This window comes from Arthrobacter sp. FB24 (genome assembly GCF_000196235.1).
GTDB lineage: Bacteria > Actinomycetota > Actinomycetes > Actinomycetales > Micrococcaceae > Arthrobacter.
This window is the reverse complement of the sequence record NC_008541.1, coordinates 134091-152385: the sequence shown is the minus strand read 5'-3', so window position 1 is coordinate 152385 and position 18295 is coordinate 134091. Positions and strand designations below refer to the sequence as shown.

Below are 18295 nucleotides of genomic sequence, written 5' to 3'. Positions count from 1 at the left end.
CTTAAGTTCGCTGACCGGCGAACCGGCCGCGTGCCGGACGGGCGGGCGTTGCGGGCGGCACTGCTCCGGCGGGGGCCGCCCGCTAGCGGCAGCCGCAGGACGCCAAGGCTGACGCCGTGCGGTCCAGCGCCGTCCTGTTTCCCGCAGCGCCGGGCTCCAGGCCGTTCCCTATAAAGGAGAACACCAGGAGGCGTCCGTCGGCGTCCACAACATAGCCGCTGAGGGCAATCACGGAATTCAGGGTTCCGGTCTTTGCCCGCACCAGCCCCGCACCGCCCTCCGTGGACGCATCGGTGTACCTGCTGCCCAGCGTTCCGGTCAGGCCTGCCACCGGAAATCCGCCGATGGCTGCCCGCAGGCTGGGCTCGGTTCCGGAGGTGATGGCCCTGACGATCTCCGACAGCTGGCCGGCCGATACCTGGTTTCCCAGTGACAGGCCGGAGACGTCGGCCACGCGGAGGCCGTCCGTGGGGATTCCCAGGTCCTGCACCTGCTTGTACACAGTGGACGTGGCGCCGTCATTGCTGCCGGGTTGTCCGGTGGCCAGGGCCGCCAGGCGGCCCAGCACCTCCGCCAGGTAGTTGTCCGAGGTCTGCAGCATCAGGTCCACCTGCTGGCGGAGCGTGGCGGACTGGACTTCGGCCAGCACCTTGCCGGTTTCCGGGGCTTTGGCGCGCTCGACGCCGGGAGCGACGGACAACCCGGCGGCGGCACCTGCCGCTGTGAGCTGGGCGGAGAACGCCTCCGCCGCGCTCATGGCTGCGTCCTGCGGGCGCGGTCCGGTGGTAACCGCGGGATCGTACCTGGCCGAGTTGAGGGCCAGCGGGAACAGGGGCGCGGTCTCCCCTGCGGCCACATCGTCCGGGCTCCACGTCGGGTTCAGGGCGGGACCGGTAAATAAGGAGTCGTCCAGCCGGACCTGCACCGGACCCTTGACGCCGTTTTCCTGCAGAGACTTGACCGTGAGCCGGGCAAGCGTGGCCAGTCCGGCGTGCCCCATCACGGCGTCACGGGAGGACTCCCCGGTACCCAGCAGGACGTCGCCGCCGCCGGTCAGCACAACCGATCCCGCCTCGACGCCGGCAACCACAGTGGTGCTAAAACGCTGGTCCGGGCCGACGGCCCGCAGGGCGGCAGCGGCTGTCAGAAGCTTCATGTTGGAGGCAGGCACCCTGCCGTTCGAGCCGTCCCGGTCAAACAACACCTGGCCGGTGGCGGCGTCCTGCACCACGCCGGCGAATGACCCGCTGCCGTCGGTCTTCAGGGTGGCGTTGAGCTGCGCGGCGAGCTTGTCCGGCCACGGGACGGGGGCCGAGTCCTTGAGGGGTGAAATGCCTTGCGGAAGGGAAAGGTCCCGCGGGACCTGCTGCCAGGCGGGAACCGCGGACGCAGTGCTTTCCGGGTTTGGCGACTGGCCCGTCAAGGCGGGGGCGACGAGCATGGCCGCCGGGACAGCGAGGGCCACGATCAGGATGGTCAGCAGCGCCAGCGGCAGCTGCCGCCTGATGTTCTCAAACCAGGGATGCGTGGCCGCGCGGCTCATCATGCGTTTCATGCTGCTGCTGGTCCTTTAGTCCTGAAATGTCCCCACTAGTTCATGAAACCTGGGCCTATCGCTATATCCTCAATAGTAGTCGGCGGCACCGACACTCCTTTTGCTGGTATTTCCGTGTGCCGCGAACACCCCTGAAGTCGAGGAGCATTCCATGAAGCATGACGTGACCATCGAGATCCCCAAGGGATCACGCGTCAAGTACGAAGTCGATCACGAGACCGGCCGCGTCCGCCTGGACCGCGTCCTGTTCACCTCCATGCAGTACCCCACCCACTACGGCTTCTTCGAGAACACCCTCGGCGAAGACGGCGACCCGCTGGACGCACTGGTGCTCCTGCAGGACTTCGATCTTCACCCGGGCGTCATTGTTGAAGCCCGCCCCATCGGCGTGTTCAACATGACCGACGACGGCGGCGGGGATGCCAAGGTTCTCTGCGTTCCCACCGACGCCCGCTTTGACCACATCAAAGAGGTCAGCGACGTGAGCGAATACCTGATCAAGGAAATCGAACACTTCTTCACCCGCTACAAGGACCTGGAGCCGGGTAAGTGGGTCAAGGCCGAAGGCTGGGGCGACCGCGCCGCTGCCGAAGCCGAGCTGGAAGCCTCCATCAAGCGCTACGTTCCGGCATCGCACTAGCAACACCCCGTCGCACACTGGCGCGAACGGACACTTGAGGCCCTGGAATCTGCGGATTCCGGGGCCTTAAGTGTCTGTTCGCGCGCTGGAGGGTTCACGGGAACCCGGCGCCCGCCGTCGTCGTTTTCAGGGGTGTGCCAGGAATCCGTGAAATCGTTGCCCTATGAATGCCCCCGCCGTTAGTCCTCCGTGCTTCAGTCCTCCCTGCGGGCCGGTCACCGGCTGGCGGGACGGCGACGTTGTGCGCGCCACGGGAATTCCCTACGCCACGGCGGGCCGTTTCCAGCCGCCGGCAAGTGCACCCGACTGGACCGAGGTTCGTGCAGCCACCTCGCTTTCGCCGGCGTGCCCGCAGGGTCCGGTGCCGTTCCTGGATGACATCCTGGGAACCCGCTACGGTGAGCTTCCCGGTAGCGAGGACTGCCAGCGCCTGTCGATCACCATTCCGGCGGACCTCGCAGACGGCGAGCGCGTCCCCGTCATGGTGTGGCTCCATGGCGGGTCCTATACCTCCGGCTCCGGGGATCTGGCCATCTTCGACCCCAAGGCCCTGGTTGCCGAGAACCGGGTCATCGTTGTGTCCGTGACGTATCGCCTGGGCCTGTTCGGGTACCTCGCGACCGGCACGGGACGCCCAGCCAACCTTGGCCTGCTGGACCAACTGGAGGCGTTCCGCTGGGTGCAGCGCAACATCGGCGCCTTCGGCGGCGATCCGGAACGCGTCACCGCCTTCGGCCAGTCAGCAGGCGGCGACGCCGTCGCCCATTTGATGGCGACCCCGGAAGCACCATCACTGTTCCAGCGCGCCATCATCCAGAGCGCACCCCTGGGCATTACCCGGGGCCGGGAAAAAATGAGCGCTGCCATGGGCGTCGCCGCGGAACATGTCACCGAAGACACCCCGGCGATGGACGTGGTTGCCATTGAAGGGCGTGTTTCGCAGGTGGCCCGGAAGTTCGGGCTGAAGGCTGCAATGCCCTTCGGCACGCAGTACGGACACGCACCCCTGCCCCCGGAACACGAGATTGAAGCCGCGTGGAACGCAGCCGCCCCTGGAATCGAGGTCCTGATCGGCCATACCGCCGACGAGGCGCGCATGTTCCTGCCTGGCAACCCCGCCGCCAGCCGTCTCGCCAGGGTTCCGGTCGTCGGGACCGCCGTCGTAGACGCAATCAGCCGGGCCGTTACCGAAGCCGTGTACGGCCGGTCCGCCAGGAAGTTCGCCCGGCGGCACGCCCGGGCGGGAGGAAAAGCGTACAGCTACGTGCTTACGTGGGCCGCGCCCGGCAACTTCTTCGGGGCCGCCCACACTGTTGACCTGCCGCTGCTGTTCGGCGACCAGCAGACGTGGGCGGGCGCCGGCCTCGTCGCGGGCGCCTCCTGGGACGAGATCAACGCCCAGGGCCGTGCCCTCCGCGCCGTCTGGGCCCGGTTCGCTTCCGGGGAAGGCCTCGGGAACGGCGGGGAACTTCCCGGCGCACTCCGCTACCGCCCGGTTTAGCCCGTGAAGACCTTGGGCGTGGACCTCGCGGCGGCCACCAGGAAGACCGCGGCGGCAGTCCTTGACTGGACGCATGGCGGTGCAAGGCTGATCCATTTGTCCCTGGACGTCACTGACGAGGACATCGTGGAGCTGTTCGGCAGCACCGACATGACGGGTATCGACTGCCCCGTGGGCTGGCCGGACGCCTTCCTGCCCTTCATCGCCGGGCACCTGAACTCCGACGCCCGCCCGGTGCTGGACCACGACGGAATCGAGGGCCGCCGGCTGCTGGCCTACCGGGACACCGACCGGTTCGTCACCGGAGCCACAGGGCTGATCCCGCTCAGCGTCTCCGCGGGCCGGCTGGCCCACCCCGCCATGCGCTGCGCGGTCATCCAGGCCAAGATCGCCCGGGACTACGGGCCGCAGGCCAGGGACGGGTCGGGCAGGCTGGCGGAGGTCTACCCGGCGGCTTCGCTGAAACTCTGGGGAATCCACGCCCGCGGCTACAAAGGGCGCGGCACTCCGGAAGCGGAGCGGCTGGCCCTGATCCTGGACAGCCTGGCCCAAGCCGCGCCTTGGCTGGACCTGGCCGGACATGGGGAGGCCCTCGCGGCCTCGGACGACATGTTCGACGCCGTCATCGCCGCCCTCACAGCCCGTGCGGTCAGCCTCGGCCAGACCTTAATGCCGCCCGTGGACCACGCTGCTGCCGCGCTCACCGAGGGCTGGATCCATGTACCGTCAGGCCCGCTCGCAGCCCTCACCGGGTAGCCGGATCACCCGCCGCCGAGCGTCCAGTCGCTGATCTCGGCCTGGTCTTCGCCGTGGCTGCGTGTGTGGTTGTGCGCCCGGATGCGGCTGTCCTGCAGCGACTGGCGCAGCAGGGAGTGCCGCTCCGCCAGGCCGGGAACCCGGTCGATCGCGTCGATGGCCAGCTGGAAGCGGTCGATCCCGTTGAGCATGGCCATGTCGAACGCCGTCGTGGTGGTGCCCTCTTCCTTGTATCCCCGGACGTGCAGGCCTTCCTGGTTGGTCCGCCGGTACGCCAGCCGGTGGATCAGGGACGGGTAGCCGTGATAAGCGAAGATGACGGGCTTGTCCGCAGTGAAGATGCCGTCAAAATCGCGTGACGTCAGCCCGTGGGGGTGTTCGCTGGCGTCCTGGAGCCGCATCAGATCCACTACGTTGACCACCCTGATCTTCAGCCCCGGCGCACCGTTCTTGAGCAGTTCGGCCGCCGCCACGGTTTCCACCGTGGGTACGTCGCCGGCGCAGGCGAGGACCACGTCAGGCTCCTCCCCCGGCACCTCCGAGCCGGCGAACTCCCAGATGCCCAGTCCCCGTTGGCAGTGGTGAGCGGCGTCGGCCGGCCCCAGCCAGGTGGGTGAGGGCTGCTTGCCGCTGACTACGATATTGACGTAGTCCCGGGACGCCAGGCAATGCTCCATTACGGACAGCAGCGTGTTGGCGTCCGGCGGCAGGTACACACGGATGACCTCGGCCTTTTTGTTCACTGCGTGGTCGATGAAGCCCGGATCCTGGTGCGAGAAGCCGTTGTGGTCCTGCTGCCAGACGTGCGAGGACAGGACGTAGTTCAGCGATGCGACCGGCTGGCGCCAGGCGAGCTCCCGGTGGACCTTGAGCCACTTGGCGTGCTGGTTGAACATTGAGTCGACAATGTGGATGAAGGCCTCGTAGCAGCTGAACACTCCGTGCCGGCCGGTCAGCAGGTAGCCTTCCAGCCAGCCCTGGCACAGGTGCTCGCTGAGCACCTCCATCACGCGGCCGGCGCGCGCAAGGTGTTCATCGGCGTCGTCGATCCGGTACTGCCACACTTTGTCCGTGACGTCGTAGACGTCCTGCAGGCGGTTGGACGCCGTCTCGTCGGGGCCGAAAAGCCGGAAAGTCTCAGGGTTTTGGACAATAACGTCCCGCATCCAGCCACCCAGGGTGAGCATGGCGCTGACCCGCTCAACGCCCGGCCGGGGCACCTCGACGGCGTGCTTGCGGTAGTCCGGCAGCTTGAGGTCGCGCAGCAGGATGCCGCCGTTGGCGTACGGCGTGGCACTCATTCGCAATTCCCCCGCCGGAGCGTTTTGCGCGACGTCGGGCCGCAGACGTCCGCCGTCGTCGAAGAGTTCCTCGGGCCGGTAGGACTGGAGCCATTGTTCCAGCTGCGCCAGGTGCTCCGGGTTGGTGCGGACCTCGGACAGCGGCACCTGGTGGCTCCGCCAGGTGCCTTCCACCTGTTTGCCGTCCACCTGCTTGGGGCCGGTCCAGCCCTTAGGTGAACGCAGTACGATCATCGGCCATTGGGGGGCCCCTGCCTCGTCTGCCGACGGAGTCCCGGCGGCGCGGCGCTCGGCCTGGATGGCGCGGATTTCGGCGAGGCAGGTGTCCACGGCCGCGGCGAAGTCGCGGTGGGCCCCCTCGAAATCGTCCGGGTCCTCCACGGTGACGAAATGGGGTGTGTGGCCGTAGCCGCGGAGCAGCTGTTCGAGCTGGGCCTCCGGCATCCGGGCCAGGACCGTGGGATTGGCGATCTTGTAGCCGTTCAGGTGCAGGATGGGCAACACGGCACCGTCAGCCACGGGGTCCAGGAAGTTGTGCGAGTGCCAGCTGGCCGCCAGCGGCCCGGTTTCGGCCTCGCCGTCACCGATCACGACGGCGGTAATCAGCTTGGGATTGTCGAAGACGGACCCGTAGGCGTGCGCCAGGGAATACCCGAGTTCACCGCCCTCGCTAATGGAGCCCGGAGTCTCGGGAGCCGCGTGGCTGGGGATGCCGCCCGGGTAGGAGAACTGCCGGAACAGCTCCGCAAGCCCCGCTTCATCGTTGCCCACGTTGCTGTAGATCTCCGAGTAGGTGCCCTCCAGCCAAGCATTGGCCACTACCGCGGGACCGCCGTGGCCGGGCCCGGCGATGAACAACATCTCCTGCCGGTCCCGCCGGATGACCCGGTTGAGGTGGGCGTAGACGAAGTTGAGCCCGGGGGTGGTGCCCCAGTGGCCCAGGAGCCTGGACTTGGTGTCCTCCGCGCGGAGGGGTTCGCGCAGCAGCGGGTTGGAGCGGAGGTAGATCTGGCCCACGGACAGGTAGTTGGCCGCCCGCCACCAGCGGTGCACGAGCCCCAGGTCGCTGCTGTCTACCTCTGTCCTCACGTCATTCGTTGTGGTGTCACTGACTGTGTCCCCACCGAGGGCGTTGGCCATGGCGGTCCTCCGATTCCGTCAATGCCGCCGTCGGCAGCGTCCTCCCCCATCGCAACACCTTCCCGGCTCCGGCACAACCTCCGGGCGGGGCGGGTCGTCCGGCCCATCGCGGCAACTTCCCGCTTCACCACTGTTCCCGTCACCGGGGGGACGGTCACCGGGTATTCTGTGATCCACAATGTTCACGCTGACCATCAACCAAACGGACAGCCGGCGCGACGGTGACCGGGTACCGCAGTTGCTCAAGGACCTGCGGCACATACCGGCGCGCCTTGACTTCGACCGCTCAGTGGAGGACGAGGTCCAGGGCATCGTTGAGTTCCCGCAGCAAGCGGTGGAGGCGGCCCTGATCGCCCTGCGCTGCGGCAGCTGGTTCGTGGGGATCGGCGTCGGGCCGGTGAATGAGCCGCTGCCCAACCAGATCAAGGACGCCACCGGGCATGGCCTGATCTATGCCCGCCGCGCCGTGGACCGCCTGCGGAACGGCAAAGAACGCGTCCCCGTTGCCGTTGACGGTCCGTTCGCCGATCTCGCCGCGGAAGCTGAGGCCGTCCTGAAGCTCCTCGGCCACATTGTGCATGACCGCAGCGCAGCAGAGTGGCGCGTCCTGGACCTGCTGACACCCGGAGTTCGGGGCCAGCAGAAAGCTGTTGCCCACGAGCTTGGCATCACCACCCAGGCCGTCAGCAAGGCCGTGGCCAGGGCCCAGTGGAACGAGGAACACGCAGCCCGCCCGGCAGCGGCGCGGCTGCTCCAGCTGATCCTCGAGGTCCGCTGAGCCGGTGCTGCCCGCGTTTGGCCGGCGCCCCGGAAGCAGTGACTTAGGAAAGCAGGCTGCGGAGAACGTGGGCGGCGCCGTCGTCGTGGACGGACATGGTGACCTCGTCCGCAGCGGCAAGCACTTCGTCGGGGGCCTGGCCCATGGCGACGCCGCGGCCGGCCCACGTGAGCATCTCGATGTCGTTGCGGCCGTCACCGATCGCCACCGTGAGGTGCGACTCGATGCTCAGGTGTCCGCGCAGGTGCTCCAGGGCGCTGGCCTTGGTCACCCCTTCGGCTGCGATGTCCAGCCAGGCAGTCCAGCCGACGGAATAGGTGACACCGGACAGGCCGATGTGCTTGATCGCCTCGTTGAATTCTTCGGACGTGTTCTCTGAACTGAACACCACCACACGCACAGCGGTGGCATCCAGCATGGTCTGGAAGTCCACGCCGATTGCCTCGACGCCAAAGCTGGCGTCCTGGAAGCGCTCGGTGGAGAGGAAGTTGCCGTGCTCGTCCTCCAGCGCGTACTTGGCCAGGGGGAGCCGCTTGCGGAGGGCCCGGAGCGCCGGGCCCGGATCGAACGTGGCCTTGCGGATGACTTCGTAGCCGTCGGGGTGGGCCGGATCGAGCCGGAGCGTCACGCCGCCGTTGCAGCACACCGCGTAGCCCGTGTCGATCCCGATCTGCTCGATGATAGGCAGAGTAGCGTTCAGGGACCGGCCGGTAGCGATCAGGACTTCGTGGCCCGCGGCCACGACCGCCTGGGCCGCATCACGAACGGGAGCCGACATATGGCCGTCATGGTTGACCAGGGTGCCGTCGACGTCCAGGGCCACCATGAGCTTCTGGGCGGGGTCGTTCTTGCCGTTGTTTCGCTGGTCGTCGTTGCCAGCGACTGAGGTTTCAGTCAATGTTGTCATTCACCTAGTACAGCAGACGCCCCGGGACACCCGCTAGGACGCACGCCACAGCCACTGTGAACTTGTGGTAAACACCCACAGTTTGTCCACACTGTGGGTGTTTACCTAGGGAAAATCCGGGAACTACAGTACCGGCAGTACTTCCAGGCCGCCGAGGTACTTCTGGAGTGCCCTCGGGACGTTCACCGAGCCGTCCTCGTTCTGGTGGTGTTCGAGGATGGCCACGATCCACCGCGTGGTGGCCAGCGTGCCGTTCAGGGTGGCGACGGCCCGGGTCCCCTTCGGTGCGCCGTCCTCGTTGAGCACGCGCTCACGGATGTTCAGGCGGCGCGCCTGGAACGTGGTGCAGTTAGAGGTCGAAGTCAGTTCGCGGTAGGCGCCCTGCGTGGGCACCCAGGCTTCGCAGTCGAACTTGCGGGCCGCCGAGTTGCCGAGGTCGCCGGCTGCGGTGTCGATTACCCGGTAGGGGAGCTCGCACTTGGCCAGCATCTCCTCTTCCCACGCAAGCAGGCGCTCATGCTCGGCGGCGGCCTCTTCCACCGTGGTGTAGATGAACATTTCCACCTTGTTGAACTGGTGGACCCGGATGATGCCGCGGGTGTCCTTACCGTGCGACCCTGCTTCGCGCCGGTAGCAGGAGCTCTGGCCGGCGTAGCGGATGGGGCCTGCAGAGAGGTCCAGGATCTCGTCCGCGTGATACCCGGCCAAGGCCACCTCCGAGGTGCCCACCAGATACAAGTCGTCTTCGGCGAGGCGGTAGATCTCGGCGTCGTGCTTGACGTCGAATCCGGTGCCCTGCATCGTTTCCGGACGGACCAGCGTGGGGGTGATCATAGGGATGAAGCCCGCGTCGATGGCCTGTTCCATGGCCATCTGCAGGAGTGCCATCTCCAGCCGGGCGCCCACGCCGCGGAGGAAGTAGAAGCGTGAACCGGACACCTTGGCGCCGCGCTCCATGTCAATGGCGCCGATGAGCTCGCCGATTTCCAGGTGGTCCTTCGGCTCGAAATCGGGGAACTCGCGGGGTTCGCCGACGGTCTTGACCACGATGTAGTCGTCCTCGCCGCCCTCCGGCACGCCGTCCACAATCAGGTTGGGTATGGCGCGGAGCAGTTCCTCCTGCTGCGCCTGGGCAACGTCGGCTTCAGCCGATGCGGCCTTGACCGAGGCGGCCAGGACTTTGACCTCCGCCAGCAGGGCCTGCTTTTCCTCGCCCTTGGCCTGTGCCACCTTCTTGCCGAACGCATTCTGCTCGGCGCGGAGGTTTTCGAAGCGGATCAAAGCCGCACGCCGTGCCGCGTCTGCCGAGATGATCGCATCCACCACGGACTCGTCGGCGCCGCGGGCGCGCTGGCTGGCACGGAACTTGTCCGGATTTTCGCTGAGGTCTTTTACGTCGATCACCAGACAAGAGTATCGAATCCGCCCGCCATGACGCGGTGGGCCGTGCGGACGCCGGGGCGGACCTCTGCGCGGGATAGTGTTGGAGCACCATGAACGATTGGCTGCTCTACCTCATCCTTGCTGCGGCCCTGGCTTTCGCGGTCTCCAGCTGGTGGGGCGTGCGGCGGCTGAAGGCGCTGCATACGCGCAGCGCCGTCCAGGAGGACACGCACCATCCGGGCATGGCGCAGCAGAAGGTGGCCGTGGTCATGAACCCGGTCAAGGCGAAATCGTCGGAAGCCCGTGCACTCATCCAGCGCGCCTGCCTGTCCGCCGGCTGGGAAGCCCCCCTCTTCTTCGATACAACTGCCGAGGACCCCGGGTACGCGCAAGCCGAGGCGGCAGTCGCAAGCGGGGCCGACGTCGTCCTGGTGGGCGGCGGGGACGGCACCGTGCGTGTAGTGGCTGAGAAGCTCGCCCGCACGAACGTGCCCATGGGCCTGGTTCCGCTGGGCACGGGAAACCTGCTGGCCAGGAACATCCACCTGGACGTCAACGACCTCCACGGCAGCATCCAGACAGCGCTCTTTGGGCACCAGCGGCACATCGACACGGCCCGCATGGGTATCAGGAACTCCCGGACGGGTGCCTCGTCAGAGCACGCATTCCTGGTGATTGCCGGCATGGGCATGGATGCCGAAGTCGTCGGAGACACCAACGACGGGCTGAAAAAGGCGGTGGGCTGGCTCGCCTACACGGAGGCAGGAGTCCGGCATCTGCCGGGGCGGCGCAAGAAGGTGTCCATCGCCCTGGACGACCAGCCGGAACAGTCCCGGAAGATCCGCAGTGTGCTGTTCGCCAACTGCGGCCTCATTCCGGGCGGCATCGACTTCATTCCGCAGGCAATGATCGACGACGGAATGCTGGACGTGGTGGTGATGAGCCCCCGCAGCGCCATCGGGTGGATCGCGATGTACACAAAGGTCATGTTCAAGCACAAAGGGAACCTGCCGGTGATGAGCTATTACCGTTCCGGCAAGATCGTCATCAAGTGCGCCGAGCCGGTGGCCACCCAGGTCGACGGCGATCCGTGCGGCGAGGCGACCGACGTTACGGTTCAGGTGGAGCCGCGGTCCCTGCTGGTCCGGGTTCCGGAACGCAAGGGCGGCGAAACGCCCGCAAGGGAAGCGTCGGCCCCGCATTAGGCATCCGGGAGGGAGGCCACCTGCGGAGACCGGGACCTAGGCGCTGGCCTTCTTCTCTTCGGCCTCCGCTGCGGCCTTTGCCGCTGCACGGGCTTCGGACTGCTCACGGATCATGGCTTGCTCCTCTTCGAAGCGCAGGCGATCCGCCCTGTCTGCGTCGTCTCCGTCCCAGTCCTGGTTATCGGCAGTCGGCTTGGGATTGACTATCATTCCCTGGCCGTCGTTATCGCTGCTGGATCCTGACATGACCCGCTCCTTCCGGTAGAGGCCTTCCCCAATGGATCAGGCAAGCATACGCACTGCGGTGCAGGCGGGGAAGTACCCGGAAGGGCATTTGCCTAAGCTGTGGGCGAACCTTGCGGGGCATGAACAGGCTCGATCGATGCCCCTTTGAGTATCCCCGCCACCCATTCATGTGCAGCCTGGAATGCTTCGTCCGAGGTGTGCTGGGCCACGTCCGGGCTCTGCGCATCCGCCCGCGGGTAGGACCCCAGGAAGCGGGTGGCCGGGCTGATCCGGTGCAACCCCGCCAGGGCATCGGCCACACGCGCGTCCTCCACGTGGCCGTCGGCGTCGATGCTGAAGAAATAGTGGCCAAGGTACTGCCCGGTGGGCCGCGATTCGATGCGGCTTAGGTTCACGCCGCGGGTGGCGAACTGGTCCAGGATCTCCATCAGCGCACCCGGCCGGTCCTCCGGCAGCGGAACCACGACGGTGGTCTTGTCCGCACCGGTGCGGTGGGGCAGCGCCCCGGGCCGGCTGACCAGGACAAACCTCGTGACGGCACCGGGGTTGTCCCCAATGTTCTCCGCCAGCACATGCAGTCCGGGCTGCTCAGTGGCCACAATCGGGGCGCAGATGGCGGCGTCGTAGTGTGCGCCGCCCTCGTCCAGCAGCCCCATGGCCCCGGCCGCCGTGGAGGAGGCAGGAATGTATTCCACATCAGGCATGTTCGCTTCCACCCAGAGCCGGCACTGCGCCCAGGCGTGGCCGTGGGTGGAGATCCGGCGAATATCCTCGATTTCCACGCCGGGGCGGGAAACCAGGACAAAGCTGATGGGCACCAGTGCCTCGCGGACGATCCTCAGTTCCGCACCGGACGCGATGGCATCCAAGGTTGCCGTCACGCCGCCCTCCACGGAATTCTCGATGGGCACCATGGCGGCGTCGGCGGAGCCCTCACGGACCTTGTCCAGCGCCGTGTTCACGTTGGAGGAGGGGATGCGGACAGCCTCGCCTGCGCCTGGCACCTGCATCAGCGCAGCCTCCGTGAAGGTTCCCTCCGGACCGAGGAAAGTGTAGGTGACGGGTTGGGCGGGCATGGACTGTCCTTCGTGATCATGTCAAGGCCGCCCCGTGGGCGGCCTATGGGGAAATGCTGCGCCGCGCGTTCCGGAGCGCGTGCTAGAGGATGACGGGTTTGAGGCCGTTGTCCGACACCAGCGGCAGGCCCGACTCGAGCCATTGGTCCATTCCGCCGGCCACGTTGAACGCGGAATAGCCTTGCCCCACAAGCCACTTGGCCGCCCGGAAGGAACGGCCGCCGGTGCGGCAGATGACATATACGTCCTCGTCCGGGTCCAGCTCGCCGAGCCGGGCCGGCAGCTGGTCCAACGGAATGTGCAGGGCACCTTCGGCGTGCCCGGCCGACCACTCGTAGTCCTCCCGCACGTCAAGGATTCTGGCGTCGGCGGGAACGTCGGTCACGGTCACGGTTTCGAAGTCGCTCATGGAAGTCCTCTCCGGAGAATGCAGGTCTGCCTCCAGCGTAGCCTCCGCGGGAGGCGGGCACGCCGAATCCTGGGCACGTTACGCTTCAATGGACCGCAAAGGAGAATCGTCGATGGCAGCCCAACAGCCAACCATCCTGGCCACGTCCGGCGGATATAAGGCCGGCCGGCGCTCACGGCTGGAGTTTGACGCCCTGCTGCACCACGCCGTCGAACTTTCCGGCGTCACCGGGCGCGCCCCGCGCGTGACGCACATCGGCACTGCGGCGGGTGACCAGCGCTCTTTCAACGCGGAACTGGACCAGGCCGCCAAAATAGCCGGCTTCGATTTCAGCCACCTCAATCTCTTCACCATGCCCAGCATCGACGACCCGGAAGCGCACCTCCTGGAACAGGACGTGGTGTGGGTCAACGGCGGTTCGGTGGTGAACCTCCTGGCAGTCTGGCGGGCGCACGGTCTCGACGGAATCCTGCGGCGCGTGTGGGAAGCAGGCGTGGTCCTCGCCGGCGTCTCGGCAGGGTCCATCTGCTGGTTCCAGGGCGGCACCACCGATTCGTACGGCCCGCAGCTGCGACCGGTGACCAACGCCCTGGGGTTCCTGCCGTATGCCAACGGAGTGCACTACGACTCGGAGGTCCAGCGCCGCCCGCTGGTGCACCGGCTGGTGGCCGACGGCACGCTGGGCGAAACCCACTGCACGGACGACGGCGCGGGGCTGGTCTATTTCGGCACTCACCTGGCGGAGGCGGTCACCGAAGTGCGGGGCAAGGCAGCCTACCGCGTCACCCGCCATATCCAAGGTGGCGGCGCCGCGACCGCCGCCGAAGAGCGGCTGGAGGCCCGTTTCCTTGGCTGACATCCACGAACTATCAGCGGTCGGGCTCCGTGACGCCCTGCACTCGGGCGGGCTCTCCGCCCGGGAGGTAACGGAGCATTTCCTCGCCCGGATCGAAGCCCTGAATCCAGGCCTCGGCGCTTTCATCACCGTGACCGGGGAACAGGCCCTGGCGGATGCCGCGGATGCGGACGCACGCTACGCCCGATCAGCCGGGCAGCTTCCGCTGCTCCACGGCATGCCGGTGGCCTTCAAGGACCTGACGGATGTGGCCGGTGTGGTGACCACTCACGGGAGCGCGGCCCTGGAGCACAAACCTGCGTCCGTGGACGGTGCGTTGGCGGCGGTGTTGAGGGGCGCCGGTGCCATCTCGCTGGGCAAGACCCAGGTTCCGGAGTTCGGACTGACCGCCTACAGCGAAAACCTGATCGCACCGCCGTCGCGCAATCCGCACGCGCTGAGCCGCAGCTCGGGCGGATCCTCGGGCGGAAGCGCCGCCGCGGTGGCCGCCGGCCTGGTTCCGTTCGCTCCGGGGTCCGACGGCGGCGGCTCAGTGAGGATCCCTGCGGCGGCCTGCGGCCTGGTGGGTCTGAAACCGGGGCGCGGGCTCGTCCCGGCCGGTGAAAGCACCGGCGATCCGGCCCGGCTGGTGGTGGCAGGCCCGCTGGCCCGGTCGGCCGGGGATGCCGCCCTGATGCTGGACGCGCTGGTGGCCGAGCCCGAAGCCGACGGATACCTTGCGTCTGTGTCCCGGCCGCCGGGCCCGCTGCGGATTGGCGTGAGCCTGGACAGCCCGTGGCAGGCTATTTTTCCGTTTACGCCCGCTGCGGAAGCCATGGATGCGCTCAACGAAGGCGTCCGCTTGCTGGAAGCGGCCGGCCACTCCACCGCCGAAGCGGCCGTCCGGTATGACAACCGCTACCCGGATGCGTTCACCACGGCGTGGACCGCCGGCGTCGGGAGCGCCCGGATTGCGCCGCAACGCGAAGCACTCCTGACCCCGCTGACGCGCACGTTCCGGCGGCGCGCACAGCAGCGGAGCGCGTCAAAACTCAACGAAGCCCTGGGCTTCCTGCGGCAGTTTGAACGGGACACCGTAGCCCAGTATGCGCAGTGGGACCTCATGCTGATGCCGGCACTCGCCCAAACCCCCCGCCCCGTCGGCTGGTTCACGGGGGCCTCACACGGTGACGGTTACTGGCCCGCCTCGGAATGGGCCGGCGACGCGGACGGCGACTACCGGAAGCAATGTGAGTACGCCCCGTGGTCCAGCATGGTCAACGTGTGCGGCCTGCCCGCCATCAGCATTCCCGTGCACTGGACGGGGGGCTTACCCGGCGCCGGACTGCCCATGGGCATCCAGCTGGTGGGGCCGGCGGGATCCGAGAAGGTACTGCTGCAGGTGGCGGCGCAGATCGGGTTCTGACGGCGTGTCCGCCTTGCTTTCCTGCCAGCGGCAATGTGACAATCGCGCGGCCGGGTGCCACCCTTAAGTAAATGAGCACAACTCATTTATCCGACCGCCCCGCTACAACGCCGGGCGATACGTCATTTTTTGGCCACCCAAAGATGCTGGCCAGCCTCTTCTCCGTAGAAATGTGGGAGCGTTTCTCCTTCTACGGGATGCAGGGCATCCTCCTCTATTACATGTACTTCACGGCCGCGCAGGGCGGCCTCGAAATCGAGCAGGGCCTGGCCGCCGGCCTGGTGGGCGCCTACGGCGGCGGAGTCTATCTCTCCACCATTCTGGGCGCGTGGCTGGCCGACCGGCTCTTCGGTTCGGAACGGGTCCTGTTCGGCTCGGCCGTCCTGATCATGGCGGGCCACATCGCCTTGGCGCTTGTCCCGGGCATTCCCGGACTCATCGCCGGCCTGGTGCTGGTGGGCGTCGGCTCGGGCGGCCTCAAGGCAAATGCCACCGCGCTGGTGGGCACCCTGTACGGGGAGAAGGACGAACGCCGCGACGCAGGCTTCTCCATCTTCTACATGGGCATCAACGCCGGCGCGCTGATCGGCCCGCTGGTTACCGGCTGGCTGCAGGAAAGCCGGGGGTTCCACTGGGGCTTCGGCGCCGCCGCCGTCGGAATGGCCCTTGGCCTGGGCATCTACGCGATGGGACGCGGGAAGCTCCCCGAAGCGGCGCACCACGTGCCCAACCCGCTCCCTGCGGCCCAACGCACCAGATACGGGCTGATCTTCCTGGGCATCGCCGCCGTGGTGGCGGTTCTCCTGGCCACCGGCGCCGTGAACGCCGAGAACCTGGCCATGTCCATGGCGTACGCGGCCATCGGCGCTTCCGTGCTCTACTTCGGCCTGATCTTCTCCAGCAGGAAGGTGACGGGCGTCGAGCGCAAGCGCGTGGTGGCCTTCATCCCGCTGTACATCGCCTCCGCGGCGTTCTGGGCACTGTTCCAGCAGCAGTTCACGTTCATTGCCGTGTACTCAGAGGAGAAGCTGGACCGGAACCTCTTCGGCTGGGAGATGCCTGCCGCCTGGGTGCAGTCGATCAACCCGGTGTTCATCATCATCTTTGCCGGCGTCATGGCGGCCCTGTGGACCCGGATGGGCAACAAGCAACCCGGATCGGCCCTGAAGTTCTCCATCGGCCTGTTCGTGATGGGCCTGGCCTTCCTGGCCTTCATTCCGCTGGCCGGCAGCGGCAAGACGCCCCTCCTGGCACTGGTGGGCATCCTGTTCCTGTTCACCCTGGCGGAGCTTTTCCTCTCCCCCATCGGGCTGTCCGTCACCACCAAACTGGCACCCCAGGCCTTCCATACGCAGATGGTGGCCCTGTTCTTCCTGTCCGTTTCGCTCGGCACCACCCTGGCCGGCATACTGTCCGGGCTGTATAACCCGGACGACGAACTGCCGTACTTTACCGGTATCGGCGGCACGGCCATGGTGCTGGCCGTCGGCCTCGCTGCCGCCTCGCCGGCCATCAAGAAGCTGATGGCCGGCGTACGCTGAGCCGATGCCGGGGTGCGGGACTGGACGGACTGAACCCGCCTAGTACCCGTACCCGGCGTTGGCCGCCGCGAAGATCGCCGCCACGGCAAATGTCAGTACAATCGCCGTCAGCGCCAGGCCGATGTAGCCGAGGACCAGGCCTCCTATGGCGAGTCCGCGGCCGGCAGGCTCGCGGAGCAAGGCCAGATGCCCCAGGATCACTGCGGCAAGCTGCGGCAGGATGAAAAGACCCAGTCCGAGGAACACCGCGATGCCGCAACACAGGCTGGCGATGCTCAGGCCCTTGGGCTCGGGTGGCATCCCGTAATAGGACGGCTGCCCATAGGCGGTGCCATACGGCCCGGGCTGCTGGCCGTATTCCGGTTGGCCATACCCCGGCTGGCCGTACGGCCCGGGCTGCTGGCCAAATCCGGGCTGCTCACCATAAGGGGCACCAGGCGGCACGGGCTGTGATCCCTGGGGTGGAATATACGACGGCGGCTGGTAGCCCTGGGGCGTCCCCTCGTCGCCGGGGGCAGGCTGGTTCGTCATTGGGAAATCCCTTTTTTGGTGGCTATAACCAGCCTACCAACGCGTCGCCCGGGCGGGCGCTGCCGTGATACACCCGTGATATGCCGGCCAGCCGGACTACCGGCTCCAGAGCGGCGCCGAGAGCGAGAACGCCACGATCCCCAGGACCAGCAGGCTCCACAAAAAGGCTGCCAGCTTGCCCGCGGAGGCTTGGTTTCCGAGTTGCGGGGGACTCGCCGCGGACCGGTATCCGACGCGCGCCGGCACCGGCGATGGATAAGCCCCGCGCTGGTACGGACGAGGTGCGGGATGGCGGGCCGCGTTCCCGCGGACGTCCGGCACTGCAGGCGCCTGGGGCTGCGTGAGTTGCTGTCCCAGGTGCGAATACAGGCCAACCACCGTCTGCGGATCAAGCACCGCCGGGAGCGCCGCAATCCGTGCCACCACGCGGTTGATGCCCAGCACTTCGATTCCGGATTCTGTTACCTCTGCAAAGTCGGGGTGGCCGGTGAGGCAAATGATGGAGCGGACCAGGCGCCGGTGCGGCGCGCCGAGCAGTGCGGCCACGGCTGCCGCCTGCCCCAGGGCGCCCTCCACTGCCGGGTTCCGCGAGTAGCCGTTCTGCCTCAGGATGCCGTCCCTGACCTCAACGGTGCCAGACCAGTTCTTGGCATCCACCACCACAACGCCGCCCGGCCCCACCAGGACGTGGTCGAGGTTGGCCAGCGGCCGGCCGGGCCAGTGAACGTCGTGCAGCATGAACCAGCCGTCCGGGGTCAGCCGGCCCAGCCGGCCGGCAGTGCGGCGCTCCCCCTCCGCCCCGGCGCCCCACGTTTCGGCCGCGCGTTCGGCATGGTCCAATTGGCGTTTGAGCCGCGCAATCCGTTCCGCGGCCAACCGTGACTGTTCTGACGCTCCCTCGCCTGCTGCCATGGAATGTCCTCCCCTTGGATTCGCCGCAACGCTGACGGCGGCGGAGGGCCCGCCGTCGTGATTTGTTTAGAAAATTAGCAGCCGCGGGATGGCCGGTATATAGGTAGTTTTGGCGCGGCCACTCGCTTTTTCACAGCCAATTACTGCCCCCAA

The 18295-nt window shown here is 67.2% G+C and carries 17 protein-coding genes; 8 read left to right on the top strand and 9 right to left on the bottom strand.

The annotated features are described in order from the left end of the window. Window positions 1-82: 82 nt before the first annotated feature. A complete protein-coding gene (dacB, locus tag ARTH_RS00775) occupies window positions 83-1546 on the bottom strand; it encodes a D-alanyl-D-alanine carboxypeptidase/D-alanyl-D-alanine endopeptidase (RefSeq protein ID WP_232223623.1) in 1464 nt (487 codons plus the stop codon). A gap of 160 nt (window positions 1547-1706) precedes the next feature. On the opposite strand from dacB, the gene ARTH_RS00770 reads away from it, so the two are divergent. From ARTH_RS00770 to ARTH_RS00760, 3 genes are all read left to right on the top strand, one after another. Beyond that, complete coding sequence (locus tag ARTH_RS00770) at window positions 1707-2195, top strand: inorganic diphosphatase (protein WP_011690017.1); 489 nt, start codon at window positions 1707-1709, stop codon at window positions 2193-2195. 163 nt (window positions 2196-2358) lie between these two features. Then, complete coding sequence (locus ARTH_RS00765; protein ID WP_011690016.1) at window positions 2359-3696, top strand: carboxylesterase family protein; 1338 nt, start codon at window positions 2359-2361, stop codon at window positions 3694-3696. A gap of 3 nt (window positions 3697-3699) precedes the next feature. Next, on the top strand, window positions 3700-4452 hold the full coding sequence (locus ARTH_RS00760; RefSeq protein WP_043429218.1) for a DUF429 domain-containing protein: 753 nt from the start codon (window positions 3700-3702) through the stop codon (window positions 4450-4452). Between the two features lie 5 nt (window positions 4453-4457). On the opposite strand, the gene ARTH_RS00755 is transcribed toward ARTH_RS00760, so the two are convergent. Then, a complete protein-coding gene (locus ARTH_RS00755; RefSeq protein ID WP_011690014.1) occupies window positions 4458-6893 on the bottom strand; it encodes a phosphoketolase family protein in 2436 nt (811 codons plus the stop codon). Between the two features lie 178 nt (window positions 6894-7071). Here ARTH_RS00755 and ARTH_RS00750 point away from each other — a divergent pair, with 178 nt between their 5' ends. Continuing rightward, window positions 7072-7671: a hypothetical protein gene (locus ARTH_RS00750; RefSeq protein WP_011690013.1), complete on the top strand. Its 600-nt coding sequence runs from the start codon at window positions 7072-7074 to the stop codon at window positions 7669-7671. Between the two features lie 43 nt (window positions 7672-7714). Here ARTH_RS00750 and ARTH_RS00745 read toward each other — a convergent pair whose 3' ends face one another. After that, entirely contained in the window at window positions 7715-8578 is an 864-nt protein-coding gene (locus ARTH_RS00745; protein WP_011690012.1) for a Cof-type HAD-IIB family hydrolase, read from the bottom strand. A gap of 123 nt (window positions 8579-8701) precedes the next feature. Then, complete coding sequence (serS, locus tag ARTH_RS00740; RefSeq protein ID WP_011690011.1) at window positions 8702-9982, bottom strand: serine--tRNA ligase; 1281 nt, start codon at window positions 9980-9982, stop codon at window positions 8702-8704. An 89-nt stretch (window positions 9983-10071) separates the two neighbouring features. Between serS and ARTH_RS00735 the strand changes: the two genes are divergently transcribed. Next, entirely contained in the window at window positions 10072-11166 is a 1095-nt protein-coding gene (locus ARTH_RS00735) for a diacylglycerol/lipid kinase family protein (RefSeq protein WP_011690010.1), read from the top strand. A gap of 36 nt (window positions 11167-11202) precedes the next feature. On the opposite strand, the gene ARTH_RS00730 is transcribed toward ARTH_RS00735, so the two are convergent. From ARTH_RS00730 to ARTH_RS00720, 3 genes are all read right to left on the bottom strand, one after another. Then, a complete protein-coding gene (locus ARTH_RS00730; RefSeq protein WP_043429215.1) occupies window positions 11203-11412 on the bottom strand; it encodes a hypothetical protein in 210 nt (69 codons plus the stop codon). A gap of 92 nt (window positions 11413-11504) precedes the next feature. Next, window positions 11505-12488, bottom strand: a complete 984-nt coding sequence (gene pheA / locus ARTH_RS00725) for a prephenate dehydratase (RefSeq protein WP_011690009.1) — start codon at window positions 12486-12488, stop codon at window positions 11505-11507. Window positions 12489-12570: 82 nt separating this feature from the next. Next, on the bottom strand, window positions 12571-12897 hold the full coding sequence (locus ARTH_RS00720) for a rhodanese-like domain-containing protein (RefSeq protein WP_011690008.1): 327 nt from the start codon (window positions 12895-12897) through the stop codon (window positions 12571-12573). Between the two features lie 112 nt (window positions 12898-13009). On the opposite strand from ARTH_RS00720, the gene ARTH_RS00715 reads away from it, so the two are divergent. The 3 genes from ARTH_RS00715 to ARTH_RS00705 all read left to right on the top strand — a co-directional run bounded on the left by ARTH_RS00715 (window position 13010) and on the right by ARTH_RS00705 (window position 16699). Then, entirely contained in the window at window positions 13010-13753 is a 744-nt protein-coding gene (locus ARTH_RS00715; protein ID WP_011690007.1) for a peptidase E, read from the top strand. Next, window positions 13746-15158 (top strand): amidase, encoded by a 1413-nt coding sequence (locus ARTH_RS00710; RefSeq protein ID WP_011690006.1) that lies wholly within the window; start codon window positions 13746-13748, stop codon window positions 15156-15158. Before ARTH_RS00715 ends, ARTH_RS00710 begins: the two co-directional genes overlap by 8 nt. A gap of 71 nt (window positions 15159-15229) precedes the next feature. Next, window positions 15230-16699, top strand: a complete 1470-nt coding sequence (locus ARTH_RS00705) for a peptide MFS transporter (protein ID WP_011690005.1) — start codon at window positions 15230-15232, stop codon at window positions 16697-16699. A gap of 39 nt (window positions 16700-16738) precedes the next feature. Here the strand turns inward: ARTH_RS00705 and ARTH_RS00700 are convergent, their stop codons facing one another. Beyond that, window positions 16739-17230: a DUF4190 domain-containing protein gene (locus ARTH_RS00700; RefSeq protein WP_011690004.1), complete on the bottom strand. Its 492-nt coding sequence runs from the start codon at window positions 17228-17230 to the stop codon at window positions 16739-16741. Window positions 17231-17326: 96 nt separating this feature from the next. After that, window positions 17327-18142: a nuclease-related domain-containing protein gene (locus ARTH_RS00695; protein WP_011690003.1), complete on the bottom strand. Its 816-nt coding sequence runs from the start codon at window positions 18140-18142 to the stop codon at window positions 17327-17329. Between the last annotated feature and the right edge of the window lie 153 nt (window positions 18143-18295).